Annotated in this window: 18 protein-coding genes; 15 read left to right on the top strand and 3 right to left on the bottom strand. The window is 34.2% G+C overall.

The features are described 5' to 3' along the window. Nucleotides 1-227 precede the first annotated feature (227 nt). From FQ087_RS12365 to FQ087_RS12300, 14 genes are all read left to right on the top strand, one after another. On the top strand, nucleotides 228-482 hold the full coding sequence (locus tag FQ087_RS12365; RefSeq protein WP_149580909.1) for a hypothetical protein: 255 nt from the start codon (nucleotides 228-230) through the stop codon (nucleotides 480-482). 282 nt (nucleotides 483-764) lie between these two features. Next, entirely contained in the window at nucleotides 765-1,184 is a 420-nt protein-coding gene (locus FQ087_RS12360; protein ID WP_149581457.1) for a topoisomerase, read from the top strand. Between the two features lie 338 nt (nucleotides 1,185-1,522). Next, nucleotides 1,523-1,954, top strand: coding sequence for a hypothetical protein (locus FQ087_RS12355; RefSeq protein ID WP_149580908.1), 432 nt, complete (start codon nucleotides 1,523-1,525; stop codon nucleotides 1,952-1,954). Nucleotides 1,955-2,992: 1,038 nt separating this feature from the next. Further along, nucleotides 2,993-3,208 carry a hypothetical protein gene (locus FQ087_RS12350; RefSeq protein WP_255452314.1) on the top strand — a complete coding sequence of 72 codons (216 nt, stop codon included), beginning with the start codon at nucleotides 2,993-2,995 and terminating at the stop codon, nucleotides 3,206-3,208. 185 nt (nucleotides 3,209-3,393) lie between these two features. Next, the gene (locus tag FQ087_RS12345) at nucleotides 3,394-4,125 is read left to right on the top strand and encodes a class I SAM-dependent methyltransferase (protein WP_149580906.1); all 732 of its coding nucleotides are present in this window, start codon (nucleotides 3,394-3,396) and stop codon (nucleotides 4,123-4,125) included. 515 nt (nucleotides 4,126-4,640) lie between these two features. Next, entirely contained in the window at nucleotides 4,641-5,000 is a 360-nt protein-coding gene (locus FQ087_RS12340) for a hypothetical protein (RefSeq protein ID WP_149580905.1), read from the top strand. Between the two features lie 58 nt (nucleotides 5,001-5,058). After that, on the top strand, nucleotides 5,059-5,256 hold the full coding sequence (locus tag FQ087_RS12335) for a hypothetical protein (RefSeq protein ID WP_149580904.1): 198 nt from the start codon (nucleotides 5,059-5,061) through the stop codon (nucleotides 5,254-5,256). A 102-nt stretch (nucleotides 5,257-5,358) separates the two neighbouring features. Next, entirely contained in the window at nucleotides 5,359-5,844 is a 486-nt protein-coding gene (locus FQ087_RS12330; protein ID WP_149580903.1) for a GNAT family N-acetyltransferase, read from the top strand. Nucleotides 5,845-6,022: 178 nt separating this feature from the next. Then, on the top strand, nucleotides 6,023-6,226 hold the full coding sequence (locus tag FQ087_RS12325; protein WP_149580902.1) for a hypothetical protein: 204 nt from the start codon (nucleotides 6,023-6,025) through the stop codon (nucleotides 6,224-6,226). 238 nt (nucleotides 6,227-6,464) lie between these two features. After that, nucleotides 6,465-7,181, top strand: a complete 717-nt coding sequence (locus FQ087_RS12320) for a ferredoxin reductase domain-containing protein (protein ID WP_149580901.1) — start codon at nucleotides 6,465-6,467, stop codon at nucleotides 7,179-7,181. A 584-nt stretch (nucleotides 7,182-7,765) separates the two neighbouring features. Then, nucleotides 7,766-8,092 (top strand): hypothetical protein, encoded by a 327-nt coding sequence (locus FQ087_RS12315; protein WP_149580900.1) that lies wholly within the window; start codon nucleotides 7,766-7,768, stop codon nucleotides 8,090-8,092. A 295-nt stretch (nucleotides 8,093-8,387) separates the two neighbouring features. Continuing rightward, nucleotides 8,388-8,738: a Clp protease ClpB gene (locus FQ087_RS12310; protein WP_149580899.1), complete on the top strand. Its 351-nt coding sequence runs from the start codon at nucleotides 8,388-8,390 to the stop codon at nucleotides 8,736-8,738. A gap of 162 nt (nucleotides 8,739-8,900) precedes the next feature. Beyond that, nucleotides 8,901-9,554, top strand: a complete 654-nt coding sequence (locus FQ087_RS12305; RefSeq protein ID WP_149580898.1) for a uridine kinase family protein — start codon at nucleotides 8,901-8,903, stop codon at nucleotides 9,552-9,554. A gap of 127 nt (nucleotides 9,555-9,681) precedes the next feature. Continuing rightward, the gene (locus tag FQ087_RS12300; RefSeq protein ID WP_149580897.1) at nucleotides 9,682-10,473 is read left to right on the top strand and encodes a serine hydrolase; all 792 of its coding nucleotides are present in this window, start codon (nucleotides 9,682-9,684) and stop codon (nucleotides 10,471-10,473) included. A 342-nt stretch (nucleotides 10,474-10,815) separates the two neighbouring features. Here the strand turns inward: FQ087_RS12300 and FQ087_RS12295 are convergent, their stop codons facing one another. From FQ087_RS12295 to FQ087_RS12285, 3 genes are all read right to left on the bottom strand, one after another. Then, complete coding sequence (locus FQ087_RS12295) at nucleotides 10,816-11,442, bottom strand: FMN-dependent NADH-azoreductase (protein WP_149580896.1); 627 nt, start codon at nucleotides 11,440-11,442, stop codon at nucleotides 10,816-10,818. Between the two features lie 50 nt (nucleotides 11,443-11,492). Next, the gene (locus FQ087_RS12290) at nucleotides 11,493-12,077 is read right to left on the bottom strand and encodes a DUF3238 domain-containing protein (protein ID WP_149580895.1); all 585 of its coding nucleotides are present in this window, start codon (nucleotides 12,075-12,077) and stop codon (nucleotides 11,493-11,495) included. A gap of 161 nt (nucleotides 12,078-12,238) precedes the next feature. Then, a complete protein-coding gene (locus tag FQ087_RS12285) occupies nucleotides 12,239-12,823 on the bottom strand; it encodes a DUF3238 domain-containing protein (protein ID WP_149580894.1) in 585 nt (194 codons plus the stop codon). Between the two features lie 150 nt (nucleotides 12,824-12,973). Here FQ087_RS12285 and FQ087_RS12280 point away from each other — a divergent pair, with 150 nt between their 5' ends. Continuing rightward, complete coding sequence (locus tag FQ087_RS12280; RefSeq protein ID WP_149580893.1) at nucleotides 12,974-13,447, top strand: MarR family winged helix-turn-helix transcriptional regulator; 474 nt, start codon at nucleotides 12,974-12,976, stop codon at nucleotides 13,445-13,447. Nucleotides 13,448-13,815 lie beyond the last annotated feature (368 nt).

The following is a 13,815-nucleotide window of genomic DNA, read 5'->3' as shown; positions in this document are numbered from 1 at the left end:
ATTTTTGATTCTTATTAAACTAACGGGTGTTTTACTTGAAGATCATTGAGCTGCTTAGAGGATCCTTTTTCTTGTTCAACTAACGAAGCAGGTTAGTTCAAGAAGAGGTTATTTTTTGTGGCGATTAATTGGTGGATACTAACTGCGGTGGCTAATTCAATTAAAAAGTAAAAAGTGAAAAGTTGGAATGTGATTCACTTAGATAAATGTGGAAAAGTTTTGTTGTAGTGGGAGAAGTGAAACGTGGAAATAAACATATTAAAGTTGTGAAAGGAAAAGTAATGGATAAGGTAAAATTCTATTTAAAATATCGAAAAAAATTATATCTTTTTAATACAACACTTTTTACTGCAGTTTTCATTGTTGCTATCTTAATATTTGGACCTCCGAAGTATTATGTTGTCCCTACTTTTTCAATGATAACAGCTTATGGTCTTTTAGAGTTTATAGAATATAAACGTTGGAAAAAAGAAAATTATTGAGCTTAGTATCCTCAACTAATGGGTGCTTTAGTTATAGAACAGGGGCTTCTTAGGAGGCTCTTTTTTTTTATTATACTAACGTAGCAGGATAGTCGAGGAGGCGATTATTACATGGCGCAATTGTTATGTAAGCGTGTTTTTTATTCTTGAACCAACGGGAGGTTAGTTAAAGAATATTATGTTTAAAATTGAAACTTTTACCAATAGATACCGTCAAACTTACGTATGGAGAATTGTTGAGGAATGTGCACTATGTTTTTTTTGAAGGGGAGTTTAGAAGTGATGAAACAAGCTATAATTTCAGGGATTTTATTTAGTTCAATTTGGTTAGTTGGGTGTAATGGAGAGCAGAAAGAGGAACAAGTTCAAGCAGAAATGATCGAGGAAATAGAAAGCGAGCAGGAAGTAGTAGCTGTCCCGAAAAACGAGGAAATTGATGGAATATCAAATTTATTATCTGAATTAAGCAATGAAATAATAGTATCCATTACAGAACAAACGGCAATTGAGGCGGATTCAATAGCAATATCCTTGGGTGGTAGTGTAAAAGAAATTTCTGTATCAGTAGGTTTCCCGAAGGGTGTAAAAGTTGATGATACGATGATTCGACAAATAGTTGAAGATTCTATAAAGAGAGTTTCTGAAACAGAAAACGTAGCAATTAGCGAAGAAAATATAACAATAAAAATTGAGAAATACTAACGGAGAAGTTCTTAAAGGATACAAACAGCCTTAAAAGTACAGTTGCTTTATAAGATTGTGAAAAAATGTACTTAAACAAACGGGTACTTAAGCTTAAAAAGAACAGGACTTGCGAATAAGATTGATTTCCAGGGTGCAGGTCTTTTCGTTATACCTTCACAAGCTCATAGGAACGCTCTTACTCATAGAGAAAAGACGATAGAGTCAATCATTCCATCGCCTGCTAAATCATCACTACACCACTATTTGTAAATGCGTTCACTGTTAAATAAACTGATTGTTCAGTTGTTTATTAACGAAGCAGTTTATTTAAAGTGGAAATAAAAGGAGAGGGAAAAATGTTACTAAAAAACATAATAAATTCTTATAATTTAATATTGTCTTTAGGAGCTTTTTATCTAGGCGTGTCAATGTTTTTAGAAAGAGGAGCTTTCGATACATTTCCACAAGAGTGGATAGGCGTATTACCATTTACTAATTGGGCGAGTTTAGCTTTATTTGGAATGATTGTTTTTGGAATTGGAAATGGCATAGCTTCAATTTACAGTTTTAAAAAGAATGATATAAAAAAATTCACAATGACCCTCACTATGGGAGCTTTATTTTTCTTTTGTACTGTTATACCAACTATTTTGTTGGGAGAATGGTACTTACCAACATCAGTATTTTTTGTATTAAGCTTAATCCAACTATTTCTTGGTTTATTTGGTTTCCTCACTGTGTATTTGGTTTCGATACTAAGAAATAATAATAGGGAAAATTTGTTGTGATTTTATTGAATTATTTCCTACTTGAATCAATTTCATAATAGAAGTATTAACTATAAAATCCGAACAAGGTTGATTTCCGCGGGTACGGCTTCAGCCAATCGAACAGCGTAGGGTTCGATTTGTAATAATTTCTGCGTCCTTTGCAGAAATTTTACAGCCAATGCTCCCTCGCTACGCTCAGTCCAGGGTCTTCAGCTCGTACTGTTCCCGAGGCTTACAGGATGTAGATCATGCAACGGGGAGGGATTGGACTCCATCCCTCCTTGTTGCCGCAGGACGCGGCGAACTTAGGTTGCCAAGTCGCCGCCCTGCACTACAATCAACGAGAGTAACGAACAATAAAATAATACACTCAACAGTTGTCCGTCTTTAAATATTAAATAAGTAGTTATGAAATTGATTCACTTAGCTAACAGATGCGTTAGCAAAAAATATAAACAAAAGAGGATCTCAAAAGGGTCTTCTTTAATTAAAAACAGCAGCAACATTTTTTTAAGAACATAGCCTAAACAAAATCGTGAATTAGGACTTACATCTTGTTTTCAGATTAAACATATTTCTCAAAGGAACTATATTTCTTTTTGAACTAACGAGTGCATTAGTCGAACAACGGGGGCTGCTTAGACGCCTCTTTTTTCTTGTTCAACTAAAGGGGCAGTTTAGTTTAAGTATTTTTATGGAGAATATTGGTTGGAATAATTATACTGTTAAACGTAAACTGAATTCATAGGAGGAGAAGATATGGAATTAATTACTGGAATAGCCCTTATACTTATTGTATTTTTCTCTTCATATATTATTTAAATAAGATTGAAGAATATTGAAAGCCAAAACAATCGTGTAATAGAAATTTTAGAAGAAATTAGAGATAAGAAATAAAAGTTCTTCAACTAATGGGGTGCATTAGTCGAACAACGGGGGCTTCTTAGGGAGGACTTTTTTCTTCTTAAACTAACAGGGCAGCTTAGTTGAACAAGGAAATATTTATTTGGAATCTATTCTTGCTGATAGTCGTACTTACTTTGAGGGGGAATGTTTTTGAAAAACGTAAAGTTAAGGATCGTATGGATTATTCCTAATGTATTTTGTTACTTGATGCTATTTGGATTGGCCATGTGGATGATGGCTAATGTCGAAGGGTTACAAGAAATCAATAGCTTATCAATCTACGTTATATTTATGATTTTACTTCTCTTAGTGTCAGTGTTCGGTAGTTATCGAATACTGACATGGATAAAACAAGGTGAAATGTAAAAAGTGCTTATTAATCTAACGAACAGTTAAGTTCAATAAGGAATTGTTTATAGCAATAATTTTTTTCTGAAAAGTATATAACTCCCCACTTGTAAATTCTGGGTAACATGTGATAAAATACATTAATTTGTATATTTGGCGATGAATCGCCCTACATCTCAAATGTTAGAGGGGGAGACGTTTCGATGGAATTTAAAGGACCTAGCGTTTACGATCAAACGGATTTTTTGAAAAATTACATGACTAGAAGAAGCAGAAACGATAGTCCAAATAATGCCATTGAAGGACCGATTATCTATGAATTAATTGGGAGTTTTCAAGATAGTAGCGTCTTAGATTTAGGGTGTGGTGATGCATCGTTTGGAAAAGAACTCTTACATTTAGGAGCAAAAAACTACACAGGAGTAGAGGGTTCGGAACAAATGGTTGAAGCGGCCCGCTCTAACATACTTGAACAAAACGGGACAATACACTTTGAAACAATGGAGTCTTATGATTATCCAAAAGAGGCATTTGATCTTGTGACATCTCGATTTGCAATCCATTATGTTTCAGACATTAACCGTCTGTTTCAAGATGTTCATAAAACACTTAAAGAAAACGGGAGATTTGCTTTTAGTATTCAGCATCCACTTACAACTTCGTCTTTTGCTAGTAAGCAATCTGGAGATAAACGCGGTAATTGGATTGTCGATGACTACTTTCATGAGGGGGAAAGAAAAGAGCCTTGGATTGACCAAATAGTGGTTAAGTATCATCGTACAATCGAACATTACTTTATAGCACTTAAACAAGCTGGATTTTCAGTTCTAGATTTACGTGAAGGTACACCGAAGCGTGAACATTTTAGTAGTGAAGATGAATTTGTTAGAAGACAACGAATTCCAATTGTACTGGCTTTTTCGTGTGTGAAGTAAATAAATATCCTAATATTGAATGTTGAAGTAACGGTTGCTTTAACTCAAGAACAGGACTGTCAATAGATGGTCTTTTCTTTTATTTCTTTAGTGTCATAACTTCAGAGTTATGGGAAGGAGAGTTGAATAAGTAGGTGAAATTGCGAGGGCATCGAAGTAGTTAATATAAGAAAAGTTATTCAAGTAACAGGTCAATTTAGTTAAAGATAAAAGGGGTGAGGTATATGAGTGACCGATTTGAACTAAGTTTTAAAAACAAGGTAGTTAGAATGTGGTTAATTATTATGGTACCAACTGTGATAGCAGAAATACTCCTAATGCAATTTAATGAATTAACTTTTTTACTATCTGTAATATCTTGGACGATTTTTTTAATTTGGCATTATTTTTATAAGAGGAAACAGAAGAAAGAGCATTCCGTTACCTAGTGGTTTTATTCTAAAAAGATTGGATAGTTCCTGTTCTGATTCATCTAAGGTGCGACAAGATATTCCTTGTAAATTAGGAGGGGGAAAATGATATCTAGAATAAAAAAACTTGTTAGTTATTTTATATTTAAGATCGGACTGAAATCAAAACAAAGTCCGGTGGGATGGACAACCTTTGCGTCATTAAGAATCGTACCCGAATATACAAATATAGATTTAGAAAAAAAACAAGTAACAGGGGTAGTAAAATATAATGGTGAAGCATATTTAACTGTAATTGTGGATGTTCAAAATAATGAAACAAAGATAAAAGGAAGTCTAAGAAGAATTGATAAGTTAATAAAACCTTTTAAAAAAAGTAACTACATTGAAATGATCAAATCTGAAGCTGAATTTTTAATTGGAAATGGAATAACAAATCCGAAAGAATATTACGCTAATCGTTAACTTGTTATTCCACTAAAGGTAGTAGTCAAAAAATGCGAACTGAATGGGGAATAAACAAGTGGGTAAAACAGTTACTTTTTCATTTAACACTGAATATGAAGGGTCCGGGGAGGCAGAAATATTCACTTTTGAAAAATTAGGTATTGATGAGAATATGGATGAAAAAGCAGTAGAAAAAGTATTAGAGAAACTTTTTCATGCTTGGGTTTGGAATAAGTTTAATATTTCTGGTGGTATAGTTATAAATGAGGACTAACACACATAGTACAATGGTATTCTCTAACCAAAAGTGAAACTCACTTATTTGACTAACGGGGAGTTTAGTTCAATATCATGGGTTACTTTTAGGAGGAATATAATGCACACACTAAAATTACTAAAGTTTCAAGAGGGTGACTTTGCTGATTATTTCAGTCTTGTATCTAATGAAAAAGTTATGGCACAAATTACTGAATACGCTATCCCTTTTGAAGAAGCTCAATTCGATTTTCAAAAGTTATTAAAACGCAATGAAAAACATGAACACTTTGGCTCATATAAAATCTACGATATTTCAATCAATAAATTTATAGGACTTGGACATTTAACTTTGGACGAAGAAGATAATAAAGTTGCTGAAATTGGATATATGATAAATCCAGTGCATTGGGGTAAGGGGTATGGCGGTCAGATAGCGAAGGTATTGATTGAATGGGCTAAGAAATCAGAACTAAAGACTCTGAAAGCCATTATTGACCCAGATAATATTGCTTCTAGGAAGATTTTAATTAAAAGAGGATTTATCTCTGAAAAGATTTGTGAATTTGACGGCTTACCCGGAGAAATACTAAGTAAAAAACTATAAACATCCTTCTGTTCAGATTGTTGATACAAGGATTGAAAACTTGTTTTTTTCTAACTTTAATCAAAAGCGACAGGAATACAAAATTGTTTTATCTTATTCAACTAACGAAGTGCTTTAGTCGAACAACAGGGGCTGCTTAGGCGGCTTTTTTTCTTTTTGAGCTAACGGGGGAGGTTAGTTGAAGAAGGAAAAGGAAATAAGATTTAAGATAAAGGATAGAGATGAATTGAAGGGGAAAGTCTCGGTACAGTTTCCTATATTCGAATTAGGTCCAAGTGACACTCTAACAGAAGTGATTTCACACGGATATTTTTTTTTGGTTGGTACAAATGATAGTAGTTTATCAACGAAAGAACAGCTCAAAAAAGTCATCCTACCCTGAAGACTATTTACAACTATCCTTGTTCAACTAACGGGCCATTATATTGAATAATTAGTGGTGAGAACGTGCACGTTTGGAACTTTGAATAATTCAGGTTCAAGACTTTTCTCTAAAATGTCATTAAATTCAAGTTGAATAAATTATCTGAAATAATAAACCCGCTTAATTGATAATAGTTATCACTTATTGTATATTTGATAGTAACGATATATATATAATTAAGTAGGGGGAATATAAAATGCAAATATACTGGACTAAAATAAATAAGATTATTGAAGAAACGCCTGAGGTTAAAACGTACCTGCTCGACTGTCCGGAAGGCTTTACATGGGAAGAAGGTTCCCACACCCACTTCGCACTGGAAGGTTTTAATGCCGGAGATAAACCAAACCGTAGCCTGATTCGCCACATGTCAATCTCCACTTTACCGCACGAAAATTCAATTGGTATCACAACACGCATCAGAGAGCAGTGCTCTGAGTTTAAAACTATTTTAAGAAACCTTGAGGTCGGCAATGAAGTAGCAATATTTAAAACTCATTCAAATGTACCGCTTAAGAGAGAAGACAAAAATGTTTACCTGCTGTCATCAGGTGTCGGCCTGGCAACTTTCAGACCGCTTGTACTTGATTATTTCGAACGTGCTGACAACGTCAATCAAATTAATTCCCTGAACATCGATTCATCAAAAGATTTCTTATTCACTACTATATTTGAATCAGCATCTGACAAGAAGTTCACATCACAGTTCGTCGATAACCGTAAAGACTACTATGAAGAAGTGAAAAATCTTGCTGCAGACAAGGATGGACTCTTCTATGTTGTCGGTAGCGACGAATTCCTCGTGCAGAACATTGAAGTACTGCGTGAGCAGGGCATCAAACCGGAACAGATTATGCTCGACAAGCATGAACAAAAACTGCGTGAGTTTCTATCATCTGGTTTGTCAATTTAAGCAAGACAAAATATTGTCTTGGTAAATACTAAATAGAAGTTCCGTTAACGGGCGCTTTAGTTTAATAAAAACAGGACTTGCGTGTATGAGTGATTCTCATATATGCAAGTCCTTTTGTTATGCCTTTATACGCTCGATTGCTAGTGGCGGCATTGAACTGTGAAGCGCTTGAAGGCTCATGGAATTCGCTAAACAGTTACATATCAGCTAAAGGCTCTCTATGCTCCATAGCAACTGCCTTTAGCTTCTTCTCCATATCAAACTTCTCGCCATTAAGATTTCATTTAATTTCTAATGACTTCATAGGATCGAAATCCTTTTGTAGCTTACACTTCGATACTTGTTCATGGATAATCAATGAACAAGTATCGAAGGCATTTAAACGCTATCATCTCGCCTGCTGTAACAGGTATATAAGCTGGCTACACTAACTTGCTCTTTTGAACCAATATCTGTAAATATGTTACACTTAAATAATCATCTGAACATTCAGTTGTTCAACTGATGGGGCAGTTTAGTTGAATACATTAACGTAATATTACCACAATTTAAAATGAGTATAGAGTGTTCGTAGGAGGGATTTCATGAAACAAACGATTGCATACTGTGCATATTTTTTAATCGTAGCCACAGTCACCTATTTTGTTGAACTATTTTTATCACTTTTGATAATGGGTATTTTATTCTCTGCAGCCGATGCACCACCAGGAGATATTTCAGAGACGGGTAAATTACTGTACAGTGTAGGAATTCCTGTCGTCTATTCCTTTGTGCTTTTAGGGTTATATTATCTGTATAGGGGAATTCTTAAAAGTTTCAGTATCAATCTGATGCTGAGTATCGGAGTTATATTCCACGTACTAATTTCCATTTATCTCATTTGGAATGTGGTACCAGATGCTTTTGGGTGACTAAAACGGCTCTTTTTCTTGTTCAACTAACAGCATATTTTTTTAAACTGGATAAGCTACCTTAACTAATAATAGTAATGGGAAGATGGAGGGATATAAATGGCAAGGTTTATTGACGATTTAGCCGGAGCTGTCTATGATTTCTTTAAGTTTATATTTACGAGTATCTGTTATCTTTTTGCTGGGATGTTAATTATCGGAGTACCACTTTATCTAATTGCTTTATTATTTACTATGTTGCACTAACGGGGCAGACTAGTTAGATAAGAAATATATTATATTAGGAGGTGAAAACTTGAAACAGTTAACTTATTTTATTAGTGCATTGATAGTGGGAATATCAATAATAATATCTGGTTTTATTATTAGTAATACTTTTTCGAATTCAGCAAGTGAAGATAATAATTCACAACCAACTACAAATTCAATACCAGAAGTAATGACTAAAACGCAACTTTCAGGATATCTTCAGATAAGCGAACAATCGATAGAAAACATTATAAAGGAAGATGAATTCGAGAAGGCAAAACTACAAGGTAGCTTTGACACTTATCGATTTATTCCATACTTTAATTTAGAAAATCAGGAACGATTTTTAAAAGCGGAGATAAATGAGTGGTTGCAATATAAGAATGACCACCGCTAATTTACTGACGGATGCGAAGTAAAAGACGATGCATTTGTTTTGAAAGCTTCTTTTTCTTATTGAACTAACGGGGCTAGTTGAAGAAGGAAAGGGGTTATTTCTCTATTAAACAGAGACGCTCTTTCACTAAAGAACAAGACGATTTTAGAAAAGAGGAGAAGGATGAACAAGTTAATTCAAGAAATCATACATTGGATTCAAAATTCGGATAAGAAGCTGATTATTGGGATTTCTGGTCATGGGGCTGCAGGAAAGACAACTTTTGCACATATGTTAATGGAAGAGTTAAAGCACGATGTAAACTATCTTAATACAGATCCATACATAGTGAGTTCGGCAATACGAAAAAACGCAGTGATTGACTATATACATAAAGGAACACTACATCGCTTTAAAATGACAGCATGCCACCCCGCAGCGCATCATGTACCATCCTTAGAAAGAGATGTACTGATGCTAAAGGAAAATATGAATTTACTCACGATTGATACACATTATTTAAAGAATGAAATACTTACTTCACAAAACAAATTAACTATTGTAGAAGGTATGAGTGTTGCTTTTGCAAATCCTGATCTATTTGATTTTCTTATTTATTTTTATACTGATGGTGATACGGAACTAGAGAGACGATTCGCTCGAGATATAGAGGAAAGAGGAACGGATATCGATTATTTAAAGCAATCTCACAATGAGCGACGTATTCAGTACGAAGTGTTTATGCATCCATACAGTAAAAATTTCGATATTATTATAAAAAGTGCCAAGGAAACAAATTATGTTGAGGAGAATACATTTGATTTTAAGTTAATTTAGTTCTTTAAAAAATGGATGCTTAGGCAACTTTTTTGTCTTGTTGAACTAACGTGTCAGGTTAATTTATCAAGGACAAGTTTACAAAGAAAATAAGTAAGTGAAAAATTGTGCGAAGTGGGGTTAGAAAGTGGAGAAGGTTCTTGATAAATTAGAGGAATTAAAGTCAGCTGAAGTGGGAATTATTGTTTATTCACAAGTGAAACAGGAAATAGTTTTATCATTGAATAAAGGTTTATCAGTACCTCTTGCTTCTGCGGCAAAAGTTGCAATTGCCTTTTGTATAGCAAAATTAGTTGAAGAAAGACACTATAAATGGACTGACATTGTTGAAGATATAATTTTAAATCCAGAAGAGGATAGTAATAAAGTGTATCCCCACTTTCAAAGTAGAGAGAACTTAGCACTCCAAGATGCGGTGGAAGTGATGATAGCCTGTCACGATAGTTTTGTTGCAAATAGAATTGTTCAATTTTGTGGTGGATGGGAAATGGTTAACAATAAAATAAAATCATATTTTAAAAACATAAATATTACTCAAAATCCAAGAGATTTGGATAATAACGGAGAATTGAGTGAGATGTTAGAGATTTTACGATTAATAATTCAAGGATACAAAACTAATCCTGATTTATGGATTCCAATTATTAATGGTTTAATTAGGCAACGAGGTGATATAGAAGGTATACCAAGCCATTTCTTAAATCATATGACTGGTGGATTAGATAAGGTGATAGTTGATATTGGGATAATAGGTGAGTTTTCCAAAAATCCACTATTATATGTTTTGGGTGCGAAGAATTTACCAAATCGAAATAAAGAGAAATTAGCAGATGAAATAATTATTGAAGCTATGAAATTACTTTATGTTGAGTATTGTAATCAAGAAGTTGAATTGGAAAATGAAAGTCTATCTAATTGATATAATGCTTATTAAGCTAACTTGATGCTTTTTTGCATTAGTTGGAGGCGGTCACTTTTTTGAGTTCTATTACATTCCGATGTTCCAGACGACTCTTCTATCACTCTTGGCAGACTTTAAAAGCAATGACGCGGGATATGATGAGTTTTCTAAGCACAGCAGAAAGCTACATTTTATCCATCGTTAAGGCAAGAAGGATAAAACCTCTCTGGAGTCAGAGACCTTAAATACACATCATTTGAGTTCTTACTGCTCAAAAGTAGCGAGGTGAGTGTGAAAAAAACAGTACCAACGCTATAAAAGTGTTGGTACTGCAATATTGAGTGACATGTGTTTTGTTAATTAGAACGTACTTGCTGCTTTAATAGCTTTTTCAAGCCCTGTCGCTATAATTTCTTCTGCTTTATCTGGAGATTGGTTGTGGCCTTCAATTACTATCTTGTCTATATCTTTTATACCGAAAAAGCCCATCATACTTGCTACATATTTTACAGCCATTTCTACCTCAGCTGCTGGTCCTGTAGAATACACACCACCACTTGCATTTAATAATGCAATTTTCTTATTTCTCAGAAGACCTACTGGACCTTCTGGCGTATATTTAAAGGTTTTTCCCGAACGATTTAAGTAATCAATATATGTGTGTAGGACAGCTGGGATTGTTAGATTCCATAACGGGAAACCGAATACAACTTTATCAGCTGCAAGGAATTGTTCTAAATATTTATCAGCAACAGCTACCGCTTTTGCTTCCTTTAATGTTAGATCAAGCCCTTTACTAGCCTTAAATGTACCGTCAATCATATCTACTCCTACATATGGCAACTCTTCATTGAATAAATCAAGCTCTACCACTGTATCATTTGGATGTGATTCTTTATAGCTCGTTAAAAAAGCCTCATATAATTTCACACTCACTGCTTGGTTTGCTGGCCGATTGTTTGCTTTTACAAATAAAACTGTTTTCAATCTCTTTTTCTCCTGACGCTTCTCATAAGTTGTTATAAGGATTTTTTGTATTACAATATTTTTTTGAAACTATATTCCATTTCTCCACCTAGAGCTTCGGCTGTATCACCTGTTTCCCTGAAATCATGTGTATGAATTTCTTCAAACGGACTAAAATTTACTTGCTTATAAAATTCATAACAAGGGAATCCATCATGTTCACCATGAATATCTACAGTACCATCTATTTTGACCTGTACCGTTAATAGGTAGTCAGCAGGAGGGGCAGATGCATTTAATGGGTTGCTCGCACTTGCACTCATTTGAAATCTGACATCATTAGAACTCCAAACAATATCAGTGCACAAAATATCTTTTGTACTAGCTTTTCCTGTTCTTTTATTAACGGAATCATTTGAAGTTGTGATTCTTTCCATTGTTATGCCAGTATTCGCATATGTTAAAATTTCTCTTTTGTGAAAATCTACAACTACTTCTTGTTCAATTCTGGAACGCATCGTGTTTACAGCATAAGGTGTAAATTCACGTGAGTCACCTTCAAATTGAATCAGGTTTCCTGTTTTAGTATCCTTCCTAGGTTCAGTCCAAGACATTGGAATAAATACACTAGCTCTAATTTTCACGATGTTAGTCATCAGAAACACCTCTGTAATTCTAATTTTATTTTGAGTAATTCATAACATTGAGCCATTCAGCAAAACAGGCCGCAATTTCTTTCGCAAAAATCAATTGCTTTTCCTTTAATATTTGCTGCTTCTTGTTCAAAAAGTGATACTCTTCTAATTCATATTTACTTCTAGATTGTCTTTTTAAAACTGTATTCCATATCTCCAGCTAGCGCTTCTGGAGTATCACCAGTTTCTCTAAAATTATGTGTATAGATTAATTCAAATGGACCAAAATCTGTTTGTTTATAAAATTCATAGCAGGGGAACCCATCATGTGAACCTTCAATATACGCCACACCATTTTGGTTAACACGTATAGTTAATAAATAGTCAGCCGCAGGTGCTGCTGTATTTAAAGGATTACTGGCACTAGCTCTCATTTCAAAAGAAACATCGTCAGCGCCCCACACAACATTAGTACATACAATGTTTTCTGAACTTGTTTTTCCTTTTTTATAATCAATTGAACCATCTGGATTTGTAACTTTTACAGTTACGATACAAGCATTTGCATATGTTAAAATTTCTTTTTTAAAAAAATCAATAATCACTTCTTGCTCTAATCTTGACCGCATTGTGTTTACAGCGTAGGGTGTAAATTCACGTGCATCACCAGCGTATTCCAGTACGCTTCCTGTTGCAGGTTCTTTTATAGGTTCCAACCAGGCATATGGTGCAAATACACTAGCTCTAATTTTAACGATGTTAGCCATGAGAAACCCCCATAATATAGTAATTTTTGTTTCGGTGAATCCGATTTCTTTTATAATGAAAAGTAGTCAACTTGATTGACTACTTTTTGAATAGTACAATGGAATTCGAACAAAGTCAACCTAGTTGACTATGTACAAGGAGGTTTATGTATGAATCATCAAATACCTAGCGAATTGGATCTTACATCACTTTTGTCATTATCCTTTAGTGCATCTATTAATGAACTGCATGAAAGATTAAGTGAATTGGGATTTGAAGATTTCAGACCTGCACATGGCTTTATGTTTAAATGTATCATTCCTAATGGAGCGACGGGTATAGAACTAGCTGAGTATTTAGGAATTACAAAGCAGGCTGTAAGTAAAATGGTGGATTATCTTGAAAAAAGGGGTTATGTATTACGTAATACTCATCCGACGGATAAGAGAGGGAAGATTATTGTTTTGACCGAACGAGGTTGGTCAGTAGTGAAAGCAAAAGAGAAGATACTAACTGAGATTGAGGGACGTTGGAGTGAAAACATAGGTACTGAACGAATGCAAATGCTCAAAAAAGATTTATCAAAGTTATTTTTTGAAGAAAAATTGTTCAGTGGTAGAAACTCATCTCAAGGAAATTGGTAATCATTAGTTAATGTTTAGGGGGAAAAAGGAATTTTGTTTTCTAGGGGGAAGACTAAAGGAATTCTAGTCTGGAAGCATTCCTTATTGAACTAACGAGGCAGGTTAGTTCAATAAGATAGCATTTTTATAATGTATTAGGGATCTTGATTACAAGAGGGATCAAAGAGATAATTACACTCCACAATAAACATTTTGAATACTGGATGTCTTTGAAAGCTGAGTCAATGATTTTGTTGGCAAATTAAAAAGTGACCGTTTCCGTAATTGGAGGCTGTCACTTTTTTTGGTTCTATTACATTCCGATGTTACAGACGTCTCTATCACTCGTGTCAGACTTTAAAAGCAATGACGCGGGATATGAGGAGTTT

The sequence above is a fragment of the Sporosarcina sp. ANT_H38 genome (assembly GCF_008369195.1).
Taxonomy (GTDB): Bacteria; Bacillota; Bacilli; order Bacillales_A; family Planococcaceae; genus Sporosarcina.
This window is presented reverse-complemented; position numbering and strand designations above follow the sequence as displayed.

Coding starts and splice junctions, on each gene's coding strand:
- FQ087_RS12360 (WP_149581457.1), top strand. CDS start 765: ATGAAACAAGCTATAATTTCAGGGATTTTATTTAGTTCAATTTGGTTA.
- FQ087_RS12355 (WP_149580908.1), top strand. CDS start 1,523: ATGTTACTAAAAAACATAATAAATTCTTATAATTTAATATTGTCTTTA.
- FQ087_RS12345 (WP_149580906.1), top strand. CDS start 3,394: ATGGAATTTAAAGGACCTAGCGTTTACGATCAAACGGATTTTTTGAAA.
- FQ087_RS12340 (WP_149580905.1), top strand. CDS start 4,641: ATGATATCTAGAATAAAAAAACTTGTTAGTTATTTTATATTTAAGATC.
- FQ087_RS12330 (WP_149580903.1), top strand. CDS start 5,359: ATGCACACACTAAAATTACTAAAGTTTCAAGAGGGTGACTTTGCTGAT.
- FQ087_RS12320 (WP_149580901.1), top strand. CDS start 6,465: ATGCAAATATACTGGACTAAAATAAATAAGATTATTGAAGAAACGCCT.
- FQ087_RS12315 (WP_149580900.1), top strand. CDS start 7,766: ATGAAACAAACGATTGCATACTGTGCATATTTTTTAATCGTAGCCACA.
- FQ087_RS12305 (WP_149580898.1), top strand. CDS start 8,901: ATGAACAAGTTAATTCAAGAAATCATACATTGGATTCAAAATTCGGAT.
- FQ087_RS12290 (WP_149580895.1), bottom strand. CDS start 12,077: ATGACTAACATCGTGAAAATTAGAGCTAGTGTATTTATTCCAATGTCT.
- FQ087_RS12285 (WP_149580894.1), bottom strand. CDS start 12,823: ATGGCTAACATCGTTAAAATTAGAGCTAGTGTATTTGCACCATATGCC.
- FQ087_RS12280 (WP_149580893.1), top strand. CDS start 12,974: ATGAATCATCAAATACCTAGCGAATTGGATCTTACATCACTTTTGTCA.